Genomic DNA, 22,810 nt, shown 5'->3' with positions numbered 1-22,810 from the left:
CATGCTGCAGTTCGCGCTCAAGCGCTTCGGCTCGGCCCTGCTGGTGATGTTCGCGATCAGCGTGCTGGTGTTCCTGATCTTCTTCGCCACCCCGGGAGTCGACCCGGCGGCCCGCATCGCGGGCCGTAACGCCGACCCGGCCACGCTCGCCCAGGTACGGCACTCCTTCGGACTCGACCGGCCGATGCCCGTCCGCTATCTGCTGATGATGCGTCACCTGCTCGTCGACCGGGACCTGGAGTCGTTCGTCAACCGGGGCTTGCGCGTCATCCCGCAGATCCTGCAGGCCACCCCGGTCACCCTGTCGCTCGTCATCGGCGCGGCGCTGATCTGGATGACGGCCGGCATCATCATGGGCACGGCCGCGGCGGCCCTGCGCGGGAAGGCCGCCGACCCGCTGATCATGCTCGTCGGCGTGGTCGGCGTCTCCCTGCCGGCGTACTGGCTCGGTGAAGTGGTCAATCTCATCACCCAGAAGCAGCTGCACGACTCGGTGTTCTCCTGGGTGCCGCCACCGGGATACGTCGGCCTGAGCCAGGACGCGGGCCAGTGGGCGCTGCACATGCTCTTCCCCTGGCTGACCCTGGCGCTGCTGTACGCCGGGATCTACGCCCGGCTGCTGCGCGGCGAGGTCGTCACCGCGCTGGACGAGGACTACGTCCGCACGGCCCGCGCCAAGGGCCTGTCGGAGCGGCGCATCCTGGTCCGCCATGCCCTGCGCTGTTCCCTCATCCCCATCGTGTCGCTGTTCGGCCTGGACTTCGGGGCGCTGGTGGGCGGCGCCGCGCTGCTCACCGAGGTCGTCTTCGGTCTGCCCGGCATCGGCAAGCTCACCTTTGACGCCCTGCAGAACCTGGACCTGCCCGTGATCATGGGGACCGTGCTGTACGCGGCGTTCTTCGTGGTCCTCGCCAACGCCCTGGTGGACATCCTGTACGCGCGACTCGACCCGAGGGCCCGCCATGCCTGAACCCCTGCTGGACGTACGTGACCTGCGGGTGTCCTTCCGCACCCGCCAAGGCTCCGTCACCGCCGTCGACGGCCTCTCCCTGTCGGTGGCGCCCGGCGAGATCCTGGGCGTGGTGGGCGAGTCGGGCTCCGGCAAGAGCGTATCCATGCTGGCCGTGCTGCGGCTGCTGACCAACCCGAACGTGACGGTGTCGGGCGAGGTCCGCTTCCGGGGCCGCGACCTGCTCGCGCTCCCCGACAAGGAGATGCGTGCGGTACGGGGCCGGGAGATCGCCATGGTCTTCCAGGATCCGATGACCGCGCTCACCCCCGTGTACACGGTCGGCTGGCAGATCGCCGAGCAGATACGGGCCCACGACCGGGTGTCCCGGCGGGAGGCCCGGGCGCGGGCGGTACGGCTCCTGTCGGATGTCGGCATCCCCGACGCGGCCTCGCGGGTGCACGCGTACCCGCACGAGTTCTCCGGCGGCATGCGCCAGCGCGCGGTCATCGCGATGGCCCTGTCCTGCGATCCCGCCCTGCTGATCGCCGACGAACCGACCACGGCCCTCGACGTGACCGTGCAGGCGCAGATCCTCGACCTGATGCGGGAGCTCAACGGGCGCGGATCGGCGGTCGTGCTCATCACCCACGACATGGGGGTGATCTCGCAGATCGCCGACCGGGTCCTGGTCATGTACGGCGGCCGGGCGGCCGAGGAAGGCCCGCGCCGGGCGGTGTTCCACGGCCCTCGGCACCCGTACACCTGGGGGCTGCTCGACTCGGTGCCCCGGGTCGGCGGTGCCCGGCTGCGGCGGCTGCCCACCATCGCGGGCGTGCCGGTCTCCCCGGGCGCGCTCGGGCAGGGATGCGCGTTCGCGCCGCGCTGCCGGCTGCGGCACGACCGCTGCGCCGAGCTGCCCGCGCTGGCCGCGGGCGACAACGACGCCACCCACCGCGACGCCTGCTGGCTGCCTCCGCACGACCGCGGCTCTCTGCGCCTGACGGCGCGGGCGGCGGCGACCAGCGGTCCTGCCCTGGAGCCCGACATGGAGAAGGAGGCGACACCGTGACGGCGCAGAACATCGCGGCGGCGGACGACACCAGGGACGCCCGGCCCGACGGGGTGGACCCCGCCGGTAACGCGCGGCCCGACGGGGACGTGCTGTTGCGCGCCACGGACGTCACCAAGCACTACCAGGTGCGGGCCGACGGACTCACCCGGCGGCGCAGAGTGCTGCGCGCCGTGGACGGAGTGTCCCTGGAGGTCCGCGCCGGAGAAACGCTCGGCATCGTCGGCGAGTCGGGCTGCGGCAAGTCCACCCTCGGCCGCTGTCTGGTCCGGCTCACCGACCTCACGGGCGGCCGGGTCGAGTTCGACGGGCAGGACATCAGCACCCTGTCCACGCGCCGGCTGCGGCCCGTGCGGCCCGGGATGCAGCTGGTCTTCCAGGACCCGCAGGCCTCTCTCAACCCCCGCCGCCGGGCCGGGGACATCGTGGCGGAGCCTTTGCTGGTGCACCGCTACGGGGACGCGGCCGCGGTCCGCCGCCGGGTCGCCGAGCTCTTCGACGTCGTAGGGCTGGCGGCCGGGCATCTGGACCGGTATCCGCACGAGTTCTCCGGCGGCCAGCGCCAACGCATCGGCATCGCCCGGGCGCTGGCCACCGACCCGAAGCTGATCGTCGCCGACGAACCGGTGTCCGCCCTCGACGTGTCGATCCAGGCCCAGGTGCTGAACCTCTTCGCCGACCTCCAGGAGGAGTTCGCGCTCACCTACGTCTTCATCGCCCACGATCTCGGCGTGGTCCGTCACGTCTCGGACCGGATCGCCGTCATGTACCTCGGCGAGATCGTCGAACTCGCCGAGACCGAGGCGCTGTACGAGGCCCCCGACCACCCCTACACCCAGGCCCTGCTGTCCGCGGTCCCCGACATCGACGACGGCAGCCCGGCGGCCGGCGGCCCGCGTCGGGAACGGATCGTCCTCACCGGCGAGGTGCCCAACCCCGTGGACAAGCCCACGGGGTGTCCCTTCCGCACCCGCTGTCCCTACGCCCGCGAGCGCTGCGCGCTGGAGCGTCCCCGGCTCACCCCGACCGGCAACGGCCGACAGACCGCCTGTCACTACCCGTTGACGAGCCAGGGCTTCGGCGTAGTCGCGGGTTGAGCGGGTTGTCCGGATGCGGGCCTGGAACGTAGGACAGGCACGAGCTTCCAAGATCATGTGGGTGTCGAGTCCAGTGATCCCTACGGAAATCCGTGCCTGCCGTCGTATCCTCTCCGATCCCGCCCGTCCTTGGCCAACTCTGCGATCAGCCTGGCCGCCGAAAACGAACTGCCCGGACTGCTGGCCCGGTTGGCCGAGGTTCCCGATCCCCGCAAGCCGCGCGGTGTGCGCCATAGCCTGGTGTACGTGCCGGCTCTGGCGGCCTGCGCCGTCTGCGCCGTGCTGACCGGCGCGACCTCACTGCTGGCGATCAGTGAGTGGGCCCCCGATGCGCCACCGGCGGTCCTGCGATGCGCCACCGGCGGTCCTGGACCGTCTCGGCGCGCGCCGTTGCCCGCTGAGCGGCACCCGGCCGGTGCCGTGCGAGACGACCATCCGCCGTACCTTGGCCCGCCTCGATGCCGATGCACTCGACCGCGCGGTGGGCGCCTGGCTCGCCGACCGCCGAATCCACCCCGGCCCAAGGGCCCGGCGGGCAGTGGCGGTGGATGGCTGCTGGTGTGCTTCCTCTACGACAATCATGGCTTCCAGGTCCGCCGCAGCAGCCACACCGCCGCGAGGGTCGGCCTCCGCCGGGCGATGCGGACCGTGCCCTCCAAGTGATCTCGTGACAAGGGGTCGCCCTATGTGTCCGGCCGGATTTCTCGGATCCGGCCGCGCGGACATGCCGATGGCGTCCAGCTCAACAGGTCGCGATCTCGTGGCGCTGTTGGCGGTCGGTCAGTTGGTCGCCGAGGGAGCTTCGGCGGTACAGGACCTGCCGTCCGTCGCGAGCCCGGGTGACCAGACCCGTGGCATGGAGCACGCGCAGGTGCTGGGACACGGCGCTCGGGGTCACACGCTCAACTGTGGCGAGCGGCTCTTCGAGCAGGGTGAGCAGCCTTGCCCGTGGTGCACCCAGCAGCGACGCAAGAGCCGTCGCATCAACGGCCCGCGGGGTGGCCCACAGCGTGGCCACCCCGCGGACCGGATAGACGAGCCGGGGCGGCTCTTGCGGACCGACCGGAGGCGCCGGCTTGTGCGCGAACACGGACGGCAGAAGCAGCAGCCCCCGACCGGACGCAGCGACACGGTGCCTGCTGATCATCTTGTCGATGTGCAGTACGCCGTTGTGCCAGCGCAGGTTCGGGTGCATGTCGGCGAACAGCAAGCGGGCGCCTCCCACCGCCAGTTGCCGTGCCCGGTAGGTCATATCGGCTTCAAGGAGCAGCCGCATCTGCCGCCACTCCGGCTCGATGGCCACCTCCCAGAACTGCCGCAGAAGCTCGCAGAGGGCATCGCGAAGTCTGACGACGGACACGTCGTCGGCGACAGTGGCGTCATGCAGGGCTGCTGGAAGCGGGTCAGGAGCGTGCGCGGTCAGCAGGTCATGGCGAACCCGCGCAGGTGACGCCCGGCGGACGACGGCCAACTGCTCGTCGAAGGTCGGCGCGAAGCTCGTGGGCTGCGGGGCAAGGAAGTCGGGGATGGTGCGCCTGCGGGCGACCAGCGCCATCAGCAGCTCGGTATCGAGCGGACCGATCCTGCCGACGACGGACCTGCGCCAGGGGATGTGCAACGCGGACAGCCCCGGGTCTTGCAGCACCCGCAGGCTGAGCAGAGTCTCGTGCAGGGGTGACACGGCGAAGCGCGTATCCGCAAGGTCCTCGACGCCTAGCACAAAACTGATCATTAAGCCATACGCTACATCGATTGGCCCCGCAACGTCGATGCAGTGGACTTCCGCGCATGACACACCCAACTCATGGACGGCACACGGCAATTGTCACTGGTGCGGCACGCGGAACCGGCGCCGCGGTGGCCGGACGGCTGGCGCACGACGGCCTGGCGGTGGGCGTGATCGACCTGGACGAGGCGGACTGCGTCGCCACCGTCGAGGCCATCACCAACAACGGCGGATCAGCGACAGCGGTCGCCGCCGACGTCTCCGACGAGACTGCGGTGACGACCGCCGTGGCCCGGATCGCGGCCGAACTGAGGCCGCCGACAGTACCGGTCAACAACGCCGGCATCGGCCCCCGTGCCGAGCTCGTCGAGAAGACCACGCAGCAGTGGGACACAGTCACCGGGACCAATCTGCGCGGCCCGTTCCTCGCCACCCGCACCGTTTGCCCACACATGATCGCGGCCGGCTGGGGACGGATCGTGAACATGTCGAGCATCTCCGCGGTCGGCGATGCCGCCCGCGTCGACTACGGCAGCGCGAAGGCCGGTCTGATCGGCTTCACCAAGTCGCTCGCACGTCAACTCGGACGGCACGGCATCACCGCCAACGCCATCGCGCCGGGCTTCGTCGTGAGCAACATGACCAGGGCATCCGCCCGGCGGCTCGGCCGCGACTTCGAGGAATTTGGGCGCAGCGCGGCGCAGGCCATCCCGGTCGGACGAGTCGGCGAGCCGGAAGACATCGCGCACACGGCGTCCTTCCTGGTGAGCCGCGGGGCGAGGTTCGTCTCCGGCCAGGTCATTTACGTCGCCGGCGGACCGGTGGACTGAAGGTGAACCGTCGGACGGCCTTGCTCCTGGCCGTGACCTGCGCGGTGGCCGTGGGCAACATCTACTTCCCGCAGGCGATCATTCCGCTGGTCGCCGCAGGACTGCACACGTCACCCAATGCGGCCTCCCTGGCCGTGACCGCCACCCAAATCGGCTACACGGCCGGAATGTTCCTGCTGGTGCCGCTCGGTGACCGGCTCCCGCCCCGCTCATTCCTCGTCGCCCTGCTCGCCCTGACCGGTCTGGGCCTGCTCGCCGCAGGCTGCGCTCCAGCCCTGCCGCTCCTCATCGCCGCCAGCGCCCTCACCGGCCTCACCACCGTGGCCGCTCAGGTCGTCGGCCCGCTGGCGGTCGCACTCGTGGCCGCCGACCGCCGCGGCGCGGTGATCGGCACCCTGCTGAGCGGGTCGATCGGCGGCATGCTGCTTGCCCGGGCTTTCAGCGGTTCGCTGGGCGAATGGCTGGGATGGCGGGCCCCCTATCTGGCAGCCGCGGCCCTGACCCTGCTGCTCGCAAGCATTCTGGCTCGCACGGTGCCCATCGTGACCCCGCGCTCGCGTCAGCCGTACCCAGCGCTCCTGGCCGAGTCACTGCGTCTGCTGCGCACCGAGCCGGACCTGCGTCGCTCCTGCTTCTACCAGGCGACAGTCTTCGCGGGGTTCTCGGCCGTGTGGACCTGCCTGGCGCTCGTCCTCACCGGTCCGCTCTACGGCATGGGCGCCCAGGCCGTGGGACTGCTCGCCCTGGTCGGCGGCGCAACCATGCTCTGCACCCCGCTCGCCGGACGCCTGGTGGACCGCCACGGCCCGGACCCGGTGAACCTCATCTGCATGCTCACGGTTCTCGTCTCAGCCGCGGTCCTGGCTGCCGGCGCCTGGGGCGGCGTACCGGGGCTGACCGCTCTGGTCGTCGGCACGCTGCTGCTCGACCTCGCCATGCAGTCCGGCATGGTCGCCAACCAGGCCCGGGTCTACGCCCTGCGCCCCGACGCCCGCAGCAGGCTCAACACCGCCTACATGACCTGCGCCTACCTGGGCGGCAGCGCAGGATCATGGCTCGCAGTACGCGCCTACGGCCAGGTCGGGTGGTGGGGCGTGTGCGCGCTCGTGGCACTGCTCACGGCGCTCGCCCTCGCCTGCCACGTGGTGGAGCTGCGCAGCCGGAGGCCCGCAGCTACGAGAAGCCAGTCACAGGCCCCTGCCGAGGATCAGCCGATCCGCCCTCGATGAGGTGCCCGTACTGCTCGTCAACCGCCGCACTGGCGCAGCATCATCTGCTTGTCCGGGGCCGCCACCGGCATCTCGTACTTGACGGCAACCTGGGCGAACCTGACCGCGTACGCGCACCTGATCTGCTTGTTCGGCGACAGCCAAGACGCGGGTCCGGAATCGCCCATGGCGCTGTTGGCGCGCCCCTCGACCGGGATCACATTGAGCACGTCCTTCGGCGAGCTGCTTGCGCTTGCTCACCGGCCAGCGCGAAGAGCCCATCTGCCAGCTGCACGACAACGGCACCACGTGGTCTATCTGCACCTCGGACACCTTCGCCTTGCGCCATCCGATGGTCGTCCCGGTGTACGGATCGTGCAGCGTCATCGCGATGACCACACAGCCGGAGCCGGCTCTGCCACCGGAGTGGGTACGGCAGTGGAAGCTGGTGCACGGCCGAAGGACCTGGCTGACATCGAACTGATAGAACCCATCGTGCGCTAATGAAGCCACCCGAATGACGACGGACTACCCGCAGCTCACCGGCGACCCGACCGTGTGCCTTGCACTGCCTATGTCCAGCGCATGCCGATGGCGGAGAGCTGTTCGACCCGTTCCGGGGCCAGCGTCACGGCCCTGCTCCGCTGATTCCCGATCCAGGCCCCCAGCTTGTGCTCTCGTTCCTCCTGGTCTTCGCCTGCGATCCGTTCGATGTGCTTCCTCGGGACCTGGAGGTGTCCCTCGCGCTCATAGAACTGCTTGGCAGCCTCGTAGTTCATATCCCACTTGCCGGCCTGCGTACGGCGCGGCTTCGGCTTCTCCTCCTCGCTCCCGGGAGTGATCCCGAGGACCTGCCCCAGCATCCACTGCTGCACCCCGGTGAGCTTGTCCCAGCCCAGACGCTGGGCGCGCACCCACCGTCCGAGGTCCTCGCCCTGGCATACGACGTCACCCGGCCCGGTGGGCAGTGCGCCGTCGGCTTCGAGGTGTTGTCGGGTGAGGTGGAAGGCGCGCTGCCATTCCACTGGCCAGGTAGGGCACCAGGATGGGTCGATGCCCTCGAGCTGCTCGCGCCGCTCGTCCGACAAGGCGCCGGCCGACGACTGAACCGGCAGGCCCTCGGCACGACGCCGTGCGATCTCGGCAGCCTTCCGGGCTGCGGCCCGCGCGTTTTTCAACCAGATGCCCACTTTCGCGCCCTGGAAGGCGGCGTCCAACGGCGCAAGGAGGTGGCCGTGTTCGGCGGCCCACCCGCGCGCGACCGCGAGGCCCTCTTCCCAAGCGACGTCGAAGTGTGACCAGATCATGCCCAGCCTTTCCAGCTGGGCGACGCGGTCCTTGTCCATGCTGCCGCGGGCGTAGAAGCGCCTGGCGTCGGCGATCCATTGCCCCAGTGGGAAGGAGGCGAGGACGACTGGCCACCCCTCTGGTTTGGCCTTCTGGTCCCCGTGCTCGGGGACGCGGTAGGTGAAGGGCACTTTCAGGTCGCCGTGGAGCCGGTTGTAGATGGTGGCGGCTTCAATGCCGCGTCGCCAGTGCTGGTGTTCGGGGTTGAGAACCCGCAGGTTGATGAACGCCGCCAGCTGCGCGGGGTCACGTGGCGTGCTGAACTTCAGCAGTTCCCGGGCGGGCACCGAGAGTCGGTCGCTTCGGTCACTCTCGGCTCCCTCGCTTTCCGCCCCGCTGCGGCTCTGAACACCCCTGACGTGGCTCTGTGTCTGCGGTTCGGCCAATGCCTCCACGATGCGGGCATCGTGTGCCCTCAGCGCTTCCAGAAGTCTGGCCAGGCCGCCGTATGCCCGGCTGGTGAGCATGTTGTCGGCTGTCTCTCCGGGCCCGAGCAGCACAGGTACGACGAGGGCGGCGACCTTGCCCTCGCCGGGGTGCATGCGCAGTGCGCGGCCGACGGCCTGGACGAGGTCGGGCATGGAGCCGCGTACGTCCGCGAAGTACACGGAGTCGCAGTGTCGGGTGTCGACGCCCTCGCCGAGAATTCGAACGCTGCTCAGAAAGGTCTTCTCGACGACGGTGCCGTCTGTGGCGATTCCTCTGGAGAACTCACCCAGGACGCGGCGCCGGTAGAGAGGCTTGTGGTCGCCGCACAGCCAGTTGGCCCAGACCGTCTTCGGGTACATCTCAGGGTCCGCGTCGCGCAGCTGCGCGACGACGTCAGGGAGACCGGCCGCGAACGCTTCGGCCTCGCGGACCTGATGGTGGAAGACGAGCGTCCTGCGGAAGCCTTCCTCGGCCGATGCTTTCACCAGGGCGGTCTGCAGGGCGGCGAGCCGGGCCCCGCGGACGTGCTCGGACCGTGCGTCCTCCCCGAGTAGCTGGGCGGCCTGGAGCTGGGTGTCGGTGATGTCCACGCACACCACCCGGTACGGCGCACAGATGCCCCGGTCGATCGCCTCCGACAGCGTCAAGGTGAAACACCTGCTGCCGAACGGCCCGTCCGGATCGTCGTCCATCGAGGCCACCAACTCGCCCGGCGCGCCCTGTCCGGCGTCCTCGTCGAGCTGCCACAGCCGCGGCGTGGCCGTCATGTAGAGGCGGCGCAGGGCGGGGATGCGGGTGTTGTCGTGGACGACTGCCCACGGCCTGCCGATCCTGCCCGAAACCCTGTGCGCCTCGTCCACGATGATCAGCGACCACCCCGGCAGGCCGGCGGCGTGCGCGCGTTCCAGCGTGCCCAGCCCGAGCGAGGCGTACGTGGCGAACACAGTGACCTTGTCCAGGTGGCGGGTCCACTCCACCAGCTCGTCCACGTCAGTGGTGTTGGGGAAGGACGCTTCCTCCCCGCGCAGGGACGAGACTCCGATCATCGGGCCGGTGCGGCCTCCCTCGCGCCAGGCGGTCTCGGTCTGGGCGAGGAGGTCCAGCGAGGGCACGAGGACCAGCACACGGTGTGAGTTCCCGGCTTCTGTGCGCCTCCTACAGGCTTGTGACCTGGAAACCCGTCTCTGAGTCAGACTTTCTCAGCGTGCAGGGGTGTGCCGTCTGACCAGCTAGAGCTACGGATCGTGCTTCTTTGACTAGAGGTATGCGGTGCTGCGGTCTTGTAATCCCGTGATGAAGCTGGAAAGTCACGAATACCTCGGGAATCCTTGTAAATTTCGCGCTACTTGCGCAGGTCAGGGCGTTGCAGAGGGTGCGGCGACGGAGGGTCGTGGGGGCGGATGCCACGTCAATGTCCCGGTTCCCGACTGCCGGGTGCGTGGTAGGAGGGCCGGGGACGGGGGACGTTCGTGATGGTGGCGAAGTCATGCACGGCGTTGGGGCACCAGAAGGGCTTGTTGCCGGTGCAGCCGCTGTGCAGGTTGTGCGTGACGTTCGGGGCCAGAGAGGTGCGCGCGCCGTTCAGGTATCGGTGTCCGTTTGGTGATGGCTGTTGCGACCCGGTTGCGTGTTTCTGAGGCGCGTTCCAGCCGGACGCCACGGCACCCAAAGCTGCTCGTCCTCTTCACGGCGGGTGAGTGCGACCGTATCGCCCGCGTGCGACGGGAGATACGGGCTGCTGCCTGCGGCATTTCGGGCAGTGTGTCGCTTCCTGGGGGTGCGGCAGTGCTGTGATATGCATGGTGCTGACGAGAACGGTGCGGTGGTGGGGCGCTGAACTCTTATGGACGTGCTCGATCACCCGAGGCCGCTCCCGGGTGACGCTCTTCGACGGCGCGGCCGGACGGTGGCGAAGAGGGACGAGCTTGTCGGGGGCAATGATGAGCGAGCTGCAGTTGTGGGACGACAACCCGACGAAGGTTGACCTTCTGGGGTTCACCTCGATCGTCGAGACCGTCGTGGCGGCCTTGCAGTCTCCGTCTTTGGACCCTGTGACCATCGGGATCAACGCTCCCTGGGGTGGAGGGAAATCCACCGTCCTGGGTCTCCTGCAGCGTGAGCTGGGCCAGCAGCCCGGATACCGTGTCATTCGCCTCGATCCCTGGGAGTTCGACGACCAGTTCGATGTGCGCGGCGCTGTCATCGGTGAAGTCCTACAGGACCTGCTTACGGCCTACCCGGACGAAGAGCTCAGTGACTCCGTCAACGACCTGCTTCAACGCATCAGTTGGTCACGGGTCGCCTCCAGCATGGCCCGCGGCAGACTGGTGGCGCAGACAGCTGAGCTCGTCGAAGCGCTCACACCCCGGTCGAAGGAGAACGCCCGGAGCCTGGCAGGTTTCCGCAGTGAGTTCGCCAAGCTGCTGAAGGGCCTGGCGCCGCTGCAGCGGCTCGTTGTGTTGGTGGACGACCTCGACCGGTGTCTGCCGGATGCAGTGATGGCCACCCTGGAGGCCATCAAGCTGTTCCTGTCCGTGGAGAAGGTTGCCTTCGTTCTGGCAGCCGACCAGGAGATGGTGCGGGAGTCCATCGCCGTCAGCCTCGACGCCACCGGCCGCGGCGAACAGTTCGCGCTCCGCTACCTGGAAAAGATCGTCCAACTGCCGCTGTCGCTGCCACGCATCAGCACGGACGAGGCCGCCGCCTACATCACGCTCCTGCTGTCCGAACGGCGCTGCCCCGAGGCAGACCACTACACGCAGCTGATCGGGCACGCCCAACAGCGGCGCGCTCAGGGCCTGTCACCCGTCCTGGCCGACATGCAGGGCCTGCCGTGGGAACCCGATGCCGCCACCGTGGGGTTGGCCAGCCGGCTCGCCACCGGCCTGTCAACCCACCGGTCGGGCAGTCCCCGCAGCATCAAGCGGTTCCTGAACGCGTTCGCGCTGCGTACCCGGATCGCCGAACGACACGGCATCGATATCGATGCCTCGGTGATCGCCAAGCTCATGCTGCTGGAGGACAGCCACAGCAAGGACTTCGAGACCCTCGCCGGCCTCCAGGAGACCCAGCGCAGCAAACTGCTGGAACGCTGGCAGGCCTGGGGACGCGGCGAGCAGCACGACAAGCCCGACGAGGTCAGCGAGATGAGCAGGGAGTGGGCCGCATCCGACCCCGACCTCGTCGACGCCCCGATCGGCCCGTACCTGAGCCTGGCCGCGTCCCTCGTGAGCCTCACTGCCGCAGCCTCTCTGACACAGCAGCAGCTCTCCTGGACGAGCGACCTGGCCAGTGCCTCAGACACGCACCGTAGCGGCGCCCAGGCAGAGATCGTGGCCGCGCCCGTAGCCGACCAGCAGGCCGTCGTTCATGCGCTGATTCAGCGGGCACGCCGGGAGACGGAAACCGACCCGCTGGTCGAATCCCTCGCTCATATAGCGATACACACACCCGAGCTGCGGGCCGACATCGCGCAGGGCCTGTGGGAGGTGCGCAAATACCTCCTGCCCGGTGCCGTGGTCGACCTGGACGCCAGCGATGTGGACGAGCTGCGGGCGCTGATCCCCCGGCTGGCTGAGGCAACCGACATCGAGCCGGCGGTGCAAGAAGCAGCACAGATGGCACGGGAGGCCTGATGGGCACCTCGGGCTCCTACGGAGGCAGCGGCACGGCGGACTGGCAAGAAGCCCACGAGGCCTTCGACGCTCTGCCCGGCTCCACGCCATCCGACACCGGTTCAGGAGACCTACCCGACCCTGCGGAGGGCCAGCAGCATCTGCTCGACCATCTGCTCGACGCTCTGTCCACGGCCCTGCAGAAGGACGACGCGGACCGTGGGAGACCACCGGCCGCCGGGTATCCACTTTCCGCGCTGCTCGCCTCCCCCGGAGGCGGCGGCGGGGGAGGAGGCGGCGGGGGGACACAGACACCTACCGGAAGAGCCGGCGCAGGTTCACGACGGCAGGTCCTCAAAGGCTCCGCCCGCGGGGCGGCCGCGATCGCCGGCGCCTACGCGCTGCGCAGCGGTGATGCAGCCCGCCTGCAGGAACTCGGCCTCGATCTCGCGGAACTGCGCCGTCTGGGACCACGGGCGCAGATCGCCCGTATCCTGCAGGCGGTGCTCGGCGACGCGGGCCACCCGGACGAAGCGGCCCTGCGAAAGGCCGCCACCAGATGGGTCAAGGCTGTGCTCCTCGATGCCGAGCCGCCTGCCATGCAAGAGGGGCTGCGAGGACTCGTCATCGAATGGATCTACGAGCTGTCCCTGGTCGAACTGGGATCCCAAAAGGCGCAGGGGAACTTGAGCGCGCAGGGGGCGATCCGCAAACAGCGATGGCTCCGTTCCTGGTTGGAGCGCCGACTCAAGCGTCTCGTCATCCCCGACATGCAACGCATGACCGTGGGGGAGTTCTCCGCTACAGCAGCCAAGGTGACCGGGGAGGCACTGCGCATGCTGCGCGCACGACGCTCATGACCACCGCCATCGAAGTGCTGCCGCACGACGCCCAGCAGCACAACCCCTCCGCCACACCCCTGCACTGGGCCCGCACCCGCGCCGACGACGCCCCACCGAAGGTGACCGGCACCCTGGGATGGGACCTGGACCTGATCGGGCCCGCCCCCACCGCGGCCGCCGACCTGGCCCGCATCGCCGCCTCCGCCTACCTCGCCGACCGCACCGTCCGCCGCCCCCTCACGTTCGTCAGGACGATCGAGCTCACCGTCCACACGGTGAACCCCGAACCCTGGAACAGCACGTGCGGGCAACGCGTCGAAGAGCTGCTGCACTGGCTCACCGGCGACGTGTGGCACCTGCACGCCGTGCCGGCCACGCCCACGGACCGCACGCTGACCCCCCTGGTACCGGCCGACGACGTCATGCTCCTCAGTGGTGGCCTCGACTCCCTGTGCGGTGCCGTCGACCACCTGGCGGACGGCAGGGAACGAATCCACCTGAGCCACTACGACGGCAGCACCGCAGTGCGCGGCGCACAGACCAAGGCCGGCACCTGGCTGCAGAGCCGCGCCGCCCACCCCCTGCGGCACCTCAGCATCAAGATCTGCCAGGTCGGCCCGTCTCCGGAACCCTCCTCGCGCAGCCGGAGCCTGCTGTTCGCCGCCCTCGCAGCCGCGACCGCGGCCAGCGCCTCAAGCCCACAGGTCACGGTGCCCGAGAACGGCTTCACCAGCATCAACCCGCCACTCACCGCAGCCCGCGGCGGCGCCCTGTCCACCCGGTCCACGCACCCCGGAACCTTCAGCCGCCTCAACGTCCTGCTGACCGATGCAGGCCTCTCCGTCCAGATCACCAACCCCTACCTGAACTGCACCAAGGGTGAACTGCTGGCACGGGCCCACGAGCAGACCGGAGACGCGCTGCTCGCCGCGGCCGCCGACACGCTGTCCTGCGGCAAGCTCGACGGAGGCTTCTACCCAGGCGGCGACGCCAACCTCAACTGCGGCCTGTGCGTGGCCTGTCTGGTGCGCCGCGGATCCTTCACCACCGGTCCGTACCACGATTCCACCGTCTACCTCGTTCACCGCCTGAAGGGCACCAGCCACCGGCGTCTGCTCAGCAACCGCCGCAAAGACGTCCGCGATGTCCAACAGGCCATCCTCAGCGGCATCGACGACACCGATATCCTCGCCGTCGGCGATCTGCCCCTCCAGACCGACTTCGACGCCGTCGTGGACCTGTGCCAGCGCGGCCTCCAGGAACTGAGCCGTGTCCCTCTTCCCTGACGAACTGCCCGCGCTGGATTGCCACGCCCACATCGCCCCCGACGTGACCGACGCCCAGATCGGCGCGCTCAAGGGGGCCGTCGTATTCGCCATGACCCGCACACCGGCCGAGACCACCCACGCCCTGCGGCGCCAGGACACCACGCTGGTCTGGGGCAGCGGCGCCCACCCCGCGGTCCCCGCCGCCCTCAAGGCCTTCCAGCCACGGCAGTTCGCCACCACGCTGAAGCAGACCTGCCTCATCGGGGAAGTCGGACTCGACCGCCGCGGCAGCCTCCAGACACAACGCGCGGTGCTCACCCAGATTCTCGACGCCGCACGCGACGAGCCGGTCATCCTCTCCCTGCACAGCAGCGGACGCACCGGCCCCCTGCTGGACCTGCTCACCAGCCGTCCGCACCCGGGCATCATCCTGCACTGGTTCCTGGGCAGCGCGGCCGAGCGGAAACAGGCCATCAGCCTGGGCGCATACTTCTCGGTGAACGCCGCTATGCCCGACGACACCCTCTCCGCACTGCCTTTGCACCGCCTGCTGCCCGAGACCGACTTTCCCGCCAGCAGACGCGCCACCGGCGCGACCCGCCCGGGAGTCGTCGACCCGCTGGAACAGCGGCTGGCCCAGCTCCACGACACGACCCCCCAGCTGATCAGACGCCGCTTCTGGCAGAACCTGCGGGAACTGACCACCCGCACGCAGGTGCTGGACCGCCTGCCGGAACCCATCGCCGACTGGGCTCTGGAAGCTTGACCCCAAACTGGCCTGTACCTGCCACTCGCGGCCTCGGCACCCGAACCCCACAGGGTCCTACTCGCCCGCGCCGACGCGGCCGGCGACCGCAGCCCGGGCGGCAAGCGCCGACGGCAGACGACATCCGCGCAGGCTACCGGCCCCAAGGAGCTGCGCCTCGCTCAGCCCCCGTGCGGTGGACAGATCGGCCCGGGTCAGATCGGCATCCGACAGGTCGGCGTCCTTGAGGACGGCGCCCCGCAGGTCCACTCCGGTAAGTGTGGCCCCCTTCAGCAGGGCCCCGCCCAGCTGCGCGTCCCGGAGCCGAGCCCCCTTCAGATGGAGGCCGGCCAGGTCCACCGGCCTGCGTGGGCCACCGTGCCAGGGTCGCTTCACCGTCAGCGCGCGCAGCGCCTCCTGGACCTGCTCCTCCGGCTCCTTCGGCAACTTCCCCGCCTCCAGCGCAACCGACTCGGCGGCTGGTGCATGACGGCGTACGAACGCATTCAGCACCCGCGCCGCGTGATCGCCCTGATCCGGGGCGTCCTGCACGATCTGCTCCATCGCCAGGACGCCTCCGATGCGCACATACGCCTCGCCCGAACTCAGCCGCTCCAGCGCCTTGGTGAAGCGGTCGGTGACCTGGCCCCGGCGACTGAGCCGGAAGGTACGGACCGTATAGGTCAGGGCGATGGCAGCCCCGACGGCAGCGACCACCTGCACGACGGCCAGACGGAGCTGGCCCACGGCCGCTGCCCGAGCAGCAGCGTCCAGATGGGACCAATCGCCGCTCGTCACCCAGCGGGTCAGACGCCGCGTGAGCGGAGTGAAGACAACAGCCAACACTCCGGCCAGCAGCGCCACACTGACGACCGCCACGGCAGTCCACCGTGCTCTTTTCCACCACATGCGATGTTTCTACCGTGCTCGGCCGACATCGCGCACACCGCCACCCTCGGACGCGTCAGGCCACAGCCGGCACACGCGACTCGCACCGCGGCCCTGCGCTGGCGCTGTACGCTCTCACCTGGCTCTGGCCCTGGGCTGCCCCCGGGGAGTTGTCACCAGGCTGACGCGGCTTGGTGCAGGTGCTGATGAACCCGGCGTCAAGCCCGACGTCGAGTAGCTGGCCGGACAGGGGGCATGGCCCGTCGCGCTAGGCATCCGGCGGGCGACTGGCCCTCACAGCGTCAGCCTCCGCCGCCAAGTGGCGACATGACTGAAATCTCACTGGCGACGGCGGTGTGCCAGCGCCTTGTCCAGGCTAGTCAGCCGGGCAGTGGCGCTTGCCATGGAGCGCTGGGGGTGCCGTCGGGGTCAAGGCCGTACGGGCACAGGTCCTGCCACGCGGTGTCCTGGGCCCAGTTGAGACAGTGGACAAGGTCAACGCCTGCTGTCCCCGCTGCCTCCCGGTACACGGCCAGAGCGCCCGCCGTGTTGTGGGCCTGCTGCCGTAGACGTGCCACGGCCATGAGGTGTTCGTCGTCGCCGTAGTCAGCCATTCGTCGGTGCCAGTATTCCGCTCCTGCGGCGTCTTCCGCTTCTTCCAGCTCCCAGGCAAGCAGTTGCGCCGCCTTGATGTGGCCGGTCCTTGCTGCTCTGGAAGCCAGGTCTATGGCGGCAGCACGTTCTTCGGACTCGGACTTCTGGATAGCCAGCTGGTACAGCGCCTCCGGGTGACCTGTAGCGGCTGCTGCTTCGTAAAGACGCTCCCTGACCTCGTCGTTGCCGGTCCTAGACCACAGAAGGGACAGGTAGTCGTAGGGATCTTCGCAAGCGTTGTCGTAAGCCTGGCGGCGTAGCCGCGCGTAGCCCGTGTCGGTCCAGGAGTCCTCTGTCAGCGCGGTCAGGTAGTCCACCACGGTGGCGTAACCGGCGGCGGCCGCCGCCGCTGTCTGTTCGGCAGCGAACTCCTCCTCCCCTGCCGCTCGTTCTTCTTCCGATGTGTTCTCCGACGAGATGCGAAGGGTCGCGATGAGATCGCCGGCGTCGGCGGCCCGCTGGTCGAACAAGCGGGCGGCGTCCTCGTCGCCCGCCCGCATCCGCTTCCAGTACAAGTCGGTGAGGGCAGCGACGGATCCGGCGTCCGCGGCCAGCCCGTACAGGTCCTCGGCATGCTGATCACTGCCCAGGGTGTAGTGGATGCGCGCGAGTCCCAGCAGCGCTTGTGGGTGGCCGGTCGCGGCCGGGGCCCGGAAGAGCTCGGCCGCTATCCACAACCGCCAACGCAGCCGTGCCTCTTCACCGAGGGCGACTCGATCGTCAGAAGCGGTGAGGTGGTCGCATGCTCCGTGCCAGAACGAGGCCGGAGGACACAGCAGTTGCCGCTGACTGCGTCCGTGCTGCTCGAGATAGTCGGCGAGGCGGTAGACGGGCATCGGGCTGGTGGGGACGCGTTGTGCTGAGCGCGGTCGTACGGGGCGGAGGGGAGCGAGGTTGCCGTGCACGGGACGGCTGAGATCGGCGAGGGCCTGCTCGAGCCAGTTGTCAGCCAGGGTGTCGTAGTCGTCGTCGGTGAGGTAGCCCTCCGCCGCTGCTTCCAGGAAGGACAGAGGCTGGTGGAGGCCAGAGCCCAGGCGGCGGGCGTCCACGGCTGCGTCCAAGACCGCCCGCGCCGCAGGCGTGGCCGTTTCGTAGCGGTGCAACAACTCAGGCGCTCCAGCAAGGAACTGCGTCAGCCGCCCTTCGCTTGCACTTTCCAGAGCGTGCGCAAGTTGCCGGTCGCCCGCGGCGGCCAGAGCCTGGGCAGCGGCTTCCGCGGTCGCGTCAAAGCTGTCCGGCAGATGGATCAACCGGCCAGACAGCAACTCCCGCACCTGCGAATGCGGATCCTCCTCGCCGACCCGGGGGATCGTGGCGTACGCCTCGGCGTACTGGGGCCACAACGTACCCAGCACCAAGACCGGACCTCGCGCCGGGTCGGTGAGCAGGGCATGCAGCGCGGCACCGATGCGCTCGCCCAGCCCGCGGCCCGCGCCGAGATAGTGCTGCGCCTCGTTGAGCCACACCACCGTGCACGGATCCACCCGGGCGAGGTCGGCGAGCGCCGCCTCGGCACGGGTGGGATCAAAGGGATGCCACAGCCGCCACCCCGCGTCGGCCAGCGGCTGGACCGCCTCCCAACAGGCGCGCGTCTTCCCGGTCGAGGACGAACCGACCAGCACGGCCATCCTGCTGCGCCCATCCGACACCGTGGCGGCAACCAGCTCGGCCAGCTGCCTGTCGTGCGGGCGGCGAACATATGCAGGCAACGCGGAGGCCGCCCGCTGCTGCCCAGCCGCAACCGGTGAACTTCCGTCCCCCGTTGGCGGGGGCGCGGAGGCCGGGTGGACTTCGAGGTCGTGGGGATTGCACTGGGCGATCGGCCGTCCGACCGACGTCCCGTCCTCGCCGACGACGTCAGCCTCGCCGACGGCGGCGGTACGCAGGGCCAGCAGCGGCCCAAGATCAAGACCGAGGGCGCGTGCCAGTGCCCCCACCGTCTGTGTCGACGGCACCTCGGCTGCGCTGCTGAACGCTTCGCTGACGGTCGTACGCCCCAGCCCGGCCCGGCGGGCGAGCATGGTCTTCGTCAGGCCTACCGCAGCCAGCCCGGCCTCCAGGCGGCCACGCAACTCGCCCAGAGCTGCCGCCGGGTCCTCGAAACTCTGGGTGGTCACTCGCTCGCCCTACTCCTCCCGTCGGCTGTTCGCCGGTGTTCATCTTCGTCCGCTCGCACCACGGCGGACAGGCGCTTCACGACACTCGCCCACTACAACCCGCCCTGGCCGAAGAGGAGTTCCCCCATGTCCGACCGCACCGCCGTGATCATGCTCGCATGCGCGATGACCGTCCTGGTTGCCGTTCTCATCGGCGGCGCAGCCGGCTATCTCGCCCGCCGTGAGCACGCTACCTACTCCGCCGCCCTCACCCGCGCCGCCTTCGCCTTCGCCGCGACCCTCACCCTGGCGGCGACGATCACTAGCGCTCTGGCCAACGCCTTCTCCTGACCGATGGCACGCATGCCGTCGGCAGATATGACCTGTTGCGCCGCGCCCTTGACATGAGATTAGCGATTAGCGGATCATGAATTATGTCTCAAGAGGTCTTGGAACGGTTGCGTGAGGTGTCCGTGCGGGTCTTCGGCAACCGCTACCGGGCGGAGCTGATGGGGGCGCTGGCGGCAGCGGGCGAGCGGGGCGTGTGCCTGGGAGATCTTGCCGCTGCCCGCAACGCTCCGGCGAGTGTCTACCAGGCGCCGATCCGGGCGCTGGTGGAGGCCGGGCTGGCCGAGCGGCTGCCGCGGGCGCCAGGGGAGCGGCGCCGCTGGTACCGGCGCAGCGACAACGATTCGCTCTGGCAGTGTCTCGAAGGCCTGTTGAGCTGTTTGGCAGAACAGTCCGTACCCATGCGGGTTGGATAGTCGGCGGGGCCGCTGCGTGCGGCCGGAGCCCGGTGAGGCAGGGTGGAGGCCATGGTGACCTTGGCGAACTCCGTGATCGGCCGTTCCGTGCGGACGGCTTCTGCCGCCCTGCTGGAGGCGGGCACCCAGACCAAGGCCGCCTCCCTGCAGGGCGCTGAGGCCCTGTTCTTCCACCGGTTGGATGCCGCAGAGCACGCCCGGCGCCAGCACGCCGCCGCAGGACGGCTGGATCGGATGGCGGCGCTGGAGACCCTCCTGACGCTGCCGGTGGGCATCCCCGTACCCCTCGCCTCGCTCGAGGCCGGCCAGCGGCGGGCCGTACGCGCCCTGCCCGCGGGCGCCGCGGACCGTGACCGGACGACGGTGACCCGGCGAGCGGTCCGGCCGGTGCGTGTGGACCTGGCCGTGGTGCGCGCTGCCGGATGGCGCCAGGGACTGCGGGACGCGGGCCGGTTCGCGCCGTTCTGCCGCCGCGCCATGCTGCTCACCCGCCGCCCCTCACAGTTGGAAGGGCTGCTGGCCGAGGCCGACTTCTACGGCATCGGCGTGTTCCTCGCCGCCGAGCACGGTGTGGAGATGCTGCTCGCGCCGGAGGAGTACCGGCCGCAGCGGCACACCGCCGCCGCGTGGTGTTTCGTCGAGGAGCTGTATCAGCTCCTGCGCTGATGGTTGGCCGTCGCCTGCCCGTTCGCTGCGTCCGCCACCGAGGCTGGGGCGGCCAGCGCCCACCGCTTCAGCTGCTGGGGCACCTTGAAGGCGTCTGGCTGCCGCAGTTGCGCGTTCACCAGTGGATACCGCTCCACCGCCGTGCGGCAGTGCTCGTGCCACCACTGCTGGCGCGCCAGCCCGGGAGTGATCGCGGTCAGCGTGCGCAGCCACTCCATCAGCACGGCCACATTGTGTGCGGCGGCCCGTGCCGGCCGTTCACCGGCATTGCTGGCGAATTCATCCAGTGCCCACACCCCCTCGCACACCGCGCAGCCACAGACGGGAGCCTCCGCACTGGCGAAGCGGTCGGCCAGGGTCTTGCCGAGGAAGAAGTCCATCAGCTCGGCGAACAGCACGTGCGGCGACGTCGAAAAGCCCTTGCTGGCCTTGGCCTTCTCGCCCGGAGCGACAATGTGCCGCAGCCGACTGCCGGCACCGAACGATGTGAAAGAGGCTCCCGTGGCCAGCGCGCCGAAGGCTGCCAGATCGGTGCGCAGCAACGCCGCTCCCGGCACTTCCTCGATCACCCGCCGCAGGTGGTCGACGGCCCGTGCGTGACGCGCAAGAGGGTCCATCTGCCCGCCCAGCATGATCGCCTTGGGCCCCTTCACCAGCCGCAGACAGGCGATCAGCTGCCGCACCGCGTCCTCTTCCCGCAGCCAGCCCACGTCGACCGGCGCCGCGAAGACGACCTGCGCATCGTCCAGATCGGCCACCCGCCGCACCGCCGCCTTGAGGGCATCGGAGTCCTCGGCGTGGATGTAGCCGGTCGGGGTCACCGGCGCGGTAACGCCGACCGCCCGCTGCTCCGCCAGCGACACCTCAAGCGGATCGTCGAAGGCGAAGGTCTCCTCCGACACGGGCGGGAACGCCTCCTCCTCGCTGGCCGCCCGCACCTCGTACACAGCCGGATCGACCAGCAGCGGCCCGCTGAACTGTTCCTCCTCGCGCAGCCTCTTTGCCTTCCGCAACGCGTTCTTCCCGCACAGCACCAGCCCGCTGCGGCCCGCATCAAGCTGTCCGCGCAGAAAACCGACACGGGCAGGAGACACCTGCAGCAGCATGCGGTCCTGCAGAACGCTCAGCGCACCGGACAGGGCCTGCGGCACGTCAGGAGGCTCGGTGAGATCGGAGCGCGGACGCGGCAGCGGAGCAGACGGGTCGATCATGGCCTCACCTTCGAAGCGGCTCAGGGGATAACGAGCGGTCGCCTGCCACATACAGGCGCTTGAAGTCCTCAGGCAGCAGGCGGACGCATGCGGCCGCCTCGTCGATCGCCAGGCCCCGGTCGGACAACAGGACGTCCACCAGCGCCGGCACGCGCGTGGGCCGCTCCGGCTCCACCTCGACCGGTTCGGCCGTGTGGTAGCCGAGCGCCGACATCTCCACCATCACCGTGCGGTACTGCCATTCGGTGATGGCGTTCAGGGTGAGCGCACGCCGCAGCAGCGCGCTCATCGACACCCGCCAGACGCGCTTGAGCTCCGCCAGCCGCGCCAAGTCCACACCGTCGGCGAACGCCTGCCGGATATCGGCCGCGGGCATCAGGAACTCCGCGGCAAACGCGTCGGCCTGCTTCTCCTGCTCGCTGGACGTGCCGGGCTCGGGATGCATCACCAGATGGCCCAGCTCGTGCGCGACACTGAAGCGGCAACGATCGCCCGGCGCATGGTCGTTGACCAGGACCAGCGGGACCTGGGGTTCGTCCCACTGACTGACCGCGTCCAGCAGCTCACTGCCGAGACTCCGCATCACGACCAGGCCGCCGGCCTCCTCGATCGCTGCGATCACATCCGCTACCGGCCCCCTGGGCAGGCCCCAGGCCCGGCGCACCTGGCGGGCCGCGTCCTTGGCTGTCGTGAAGTCGTCCAGGAGCACGCGGGAGAAGGAGTGCGGCACGTCCGCTGCCGCGGCGGCCTGCACGAGACCCGTCACCTGCAGTCGCACCAGGGCGAGTTGGGCGTGGATGCAGCGCAGCACAGAGGACGACAGTGAGGCTCTCTTGCGGTGATGGATCAGTCCCACCCCCACCCCGCTCACCCGGGGATCCAGGCACAGCAGGTCCACCGGGTAACCCAGGGCGGCGGCATACAGCTGAAGACGCTCGTCGGCGACAACAAGGCGTCCCGACTCCGCGCGGCTGACATACCCCTGAGACACGATCGCGGCACCGGCAGGCGCGGCCTTGGTCATGGCGGCGGCCACGTCGACCTGCGTCATGCCCCGCGACTCGCGCGCGAGCGCGAGCATGCCGGGATGCGCCTGCAGGTCACCGGACGCCATCACACCCCACCACCTCAGATCAGACCTCAAAACATTAACACGGAATATTCCGGGACTGATTCGGCTTCCTGGTGGGCTCCGTCACAGCCAACTGCCCTCTGCCGACAGGGCCATGGAGCAGACCGGGAACCGCGCAGCCGCCCCCGCCGTCACCCGGGGATCCGGTCAAGACGGGACTCAGCAGGACCGGCCGGGATGCGGGCCGGTCAGTCGTCTGCGCAGCCGACCTGCGCAGAGAGCGTGCCGACACGCGCCGGACGGTCCGGGACCGACGGGCATGATGTGAAGGC

At 69.6% G+C, this 22,810-nt stretch carries 19 protein-coding genes and 1 pseudogene; 13 read left to right on the top strand and 7 right to left on the bottom strand.

Going from position 1 to position 22,810, the window contains the following annotated elements:
- The first annotated feature begins 1 nt into the window (after window position 1).
- The 4 genes from ABZ027_RS03770 to ABZ027_RS03755 all read left to right on the top strand — a co-directional run bounded on the left by ABZ027_RS03770 (window position 2) and on the right by ABZ027_RS03755 (window position 3,781).
- On the top strand, window positions 2-970 hold the full coding sequence (locus ABZ027_RS03770; RefSeq protein WP_356764035.1) for an ABC transporter permease: 969 nt from the start codon (window positions 2-4) through the stop codon (window positions 968-970).
- Window positions 963-2,021 carry an ABC transporter ATP-binding protein gene (locus ABZ027_RS03765; protein WP_356764033.1) on the top strand — a complete coding sequence of 353 codons (1,059 nt, stop codon included), beginning with the start codon at window positions 963-965 and terminating at the stop codon, window positions 2,019-2,021. The genes ABZ027_RS03770 and ABZ027_RS03765 overlap by 8 nt, the downstream gene beginning before the upstream one ends.
- 89 nt (window positions 2,022-2,110) lie before the next feature.
- Window positions 2,111-3,118: an oligopeptide/dipeptide ABC transporter ATP-binding protein gene (locus ABZ027_RS03760; protein ID WP_356764426.1), complete on the top strand. Its 1,008-nt coding sequence runs from the start codon at window positions 2,111-2,113 to the stop codon at window positions 3,116-3,118.
- Between the two features lie 57 nt (window positions 3,119-3,175).
- Window positions 3,176-3,781 carry a transposase family protein gene (locus ABZ027_RS03755; RefSeq protein WP_356764031.1) on the top strand — a complete coding sequence of 202 codons (606 nt, stop codon included), beginning with the start codon at window positions 3,176-3,178 and terminating at the stop codon, window positions 3,779-3,781.
- Between the two features lie 79 nt (window positions 3,782-3,860).
- Here the strand turns inward: ABZ027_RS03755 and ABZ027_RS03750 are convergent, their stop codons facing one another.
- The gene (locus ABZ027_RS03750) at window positions 3,861-4,850 is read right to left on the bottom strand and encodes a transcriptional regulator (protein ID WP_356764424.1); all 990 of its coding nucleotides are present in this window, start codon (window positions 4,848-4,850) and stop codon (window positions 3,861-3,863) included.
- A 56-nt stretch (window positions 4,851-4,906) separates the two neighbouring features.
- Here ABZ027_RS03750 and ABZ027_RS03745 point away from each other — a divergent pair, with 56 nt between their 5' ends.
- Entirely contained in the window at window positions 4,907-5,674 is a 768-nt protein-coding gene (locus ABZ027_RS03745; protein ID WP_356764030.1) for an SDR family NAD(P)-dependent oxidoreductase, read from the top strand.
- Between the two features lie 2 nt (window positions 5,675-5,676).
- Window positions 5,677-6,903, top strand: a complete 1,227-nt coding sequence (locus tag ABZ027_RS03740; protein WP_356764028.1) for an MFS transporter — start codon at window positions 5,677-5,679, stop codon at window positions 6,901-6,903.
- 17 nt (window positions 6,904-6,920) lie between these two features.
- On the opposite strand, the pseudogene ABZ027_RS03735 reads toward ABZ027_RS03740, so the two are convergent.
- Both ABZ027_RS03735 and ABZ027_RS03730 read right to left on the bottom strand, forming a co-directional pair.
- A pseudogene (locus tag ABZ027_RS03735) lies at window positions 6,921-7,299 on the bottom strand (HNH endonuclease family protein); the annotation flags it as partial.
- 155 nt (window positions 7,300-7,454) lie between these two features.
- The gene (locus ABZ027_RS03730; RefSeq protein ID WP_356764422.1) at window positions 7,455-9,851 is read right to left on the bottom strand and encodes a Helicase associated domain protein; all 2,397 of its coding nucleotides are present in this window, start codon (window positions 9,849-9,851) and stop codon (window positions 7,455-7,457) included.
- A gap of 747 nt (window positions 9,852-10,598) precedes the next feature.
- On the opposite strand from ABZ027_RS03730, the gene ABZ027_RS03725 reads away from it, so the two are divergent.
- The 4 genes from ABZ027_RS03725 to ABZ027_RS03710 are packed head-to-tail and all read left to right on the top strand — an operon-like array spanning window position 10,599 to window position 15,148.
- The gene (locus tag ABZ027_RS03725; protein ID WP_356764026.1) at window positions 10,599-12,293 is read left to right on the top strand and encodes a P-loop NTPase fold protein; all 1,695 of its coding nucleotides are present in this window, start codon (window positions 10,599-10,601) and stop codon (window positions 12,291-12,293) included.
- Entirely contained in the window at window positions 12,293-13,132 is an 840-nt protein-coding gene (locus ABZ027_RS03720; protein WP_356764024.1) for a hypothetical protein, read from the top strand. The genes ABZ027_RS03725 and ABZ027_RS03720 overlap by 1 nt, the downstream gene beginning before the upstream one ends.
- Window positions 13,129-14,400: a hypothetical protein gene (locus ABZ027_RS03715; RefSeq protein WP_356764022.1), complete on the top strand. Its 1,272-nt coding sequence runs from the start codon at window positions 13,129-13,131 to the stop codon at window positions 14,398-14,400. Before ABZ027_RS03720 ends, ABZ027_RS03715 begins: the two co-directional genes overlap by 4 nt.
- The gene (locus ABZ027_RS03710) at window positions 14,384-15,148 is read left to right on the top strand and encodes a TatD family hydrolase (protein ID WP_356764020.1); all 765 of its coding nucleotides are present in this window, start codon (window positions 14,384-14,386) and stop codon (window positions 15,146-15,148) included. The genes ABZ027_RS03715 and ABZ027_RS03710 overlap by 17 nt, the downstream gene beginning before the upstream one ends.
- 57 nt (window positions 15,149-15,205) lie before the next feature.
- Here the strand turns inward: ABZ027_RS03710 and ABZ027_RS03705 are convergent, their stop codons facing one another.
- Both ABZ027_RS03705 and ABZ027_RS03700 read right to left on the bottom strand, forming a co-directional pair.
- Window positions 15,206-16,006, bottom strand: coding sequence for a pentapeptide repeat-containing protein (locus ABZ027_RS03705; protein ID WP_356764018.1), 801 nt, complete (start codon window positions 16,004-16,006; stop codon window positions 15,206-15,208).
- Between the two features lie 389 nt (window positions 16,007-16,395).
- Window positions 16,396-18,786, bottom strand: coding sequence for a helix-turn-helix transcriptional regulator (locus ABZ027_RS03700; RefSeq protein ID WP_356764016.1), 2,391 nt, complete (start codon window positions 18,784-18,786; stop codon window positions 16,396-16,398).
- A 126-nt stretch (window positions 18,787-18,912) separates the two neighbouring features.
- Between ABZ027_RS03700 and ABZ027_RS03695 the strand changes: the two genes are divergently transcribed.
- From ABZ027_RS03695 to ABZ027_RS03685, 3 genes are all read left to right on the top strand, one after another.
- Entirely contained in the window at window positions 18,913-19,116 is a 204-nt protein-coding gene (locus ABZ027_RS03695) for a hypothetical protein (RefSeq protein ID WP_356764014.1), read from the top strand.
- A gap of 83 nt (window positions 19,117-19,199) precedes the next feature.
- Window positions 19,200-19,529: a hypothetical protein gene (locus ABZ027_RS03690; protein WP_356764012.1), complete on the top strand. Its 330-nt coding sequence runs from the start codon at window positions 19,200-19,202 to the stop codon at window positions 19,527-19,529.
- Between the two features lie 51 nt (window positions 19,530-19,580).
- The gene (locus ABZ027_RS03685) at window positions 19,581-20,195 is read left to right on the top strand and encodes a hypothetical protein (RefSeq protein ID WP_356764010.1); all 615 of its coding nucleotides are present in this window, start codon (window positions 19,581-19,583) and stop codon (window positions 20,193-20,195) included.
- Here ABZ027_RS03685 and ABZ027_RS03680 read toward each other — a convergent pair.
- Entirely contained in the window at window positions 20,180-21,406 is a 1,227-nt protein-coding gene (locus tag ABZ027_RS03680) for a hypothetical protein (protein WP_356764008.1), read from the bottom strand. The two genes, ABZ027_RS03685 and ABZ027_RS03680, sit on opposite strands and share 16 nt — an antisense overlap.
- Before the next feature lie 4 nt (window positions 21,407-21,410).
- Window positions 21,411-22,520, bottom strand: a complete 1,110-nt coding sequence (locus ABZ027_RS03675) for an ImmA/IrrE family metallo-endopeptidase (protein WP_356764006.1) — start codon at window positions 22,518-22,520, stop codon at window positions 21,411-21,413.
- Between the last annotated feature and the right edge of the window lie 290 nt (window positions 22,521-22,810).

The organism is Streptomyces sp. NPDC006332 (assembly GCF_040612855.1).
Taxonomy (GTDB): Bacteria; Actinomycetota; Actinomycetes; order Streptomycetales; family Streptomycetaceae; genus Streptomyces.
The sequence above is the reverse complement of the archived record's forward strand: the minus strand, read 5'-3'. Positions and strand labels throughout refer to the sequence as shown.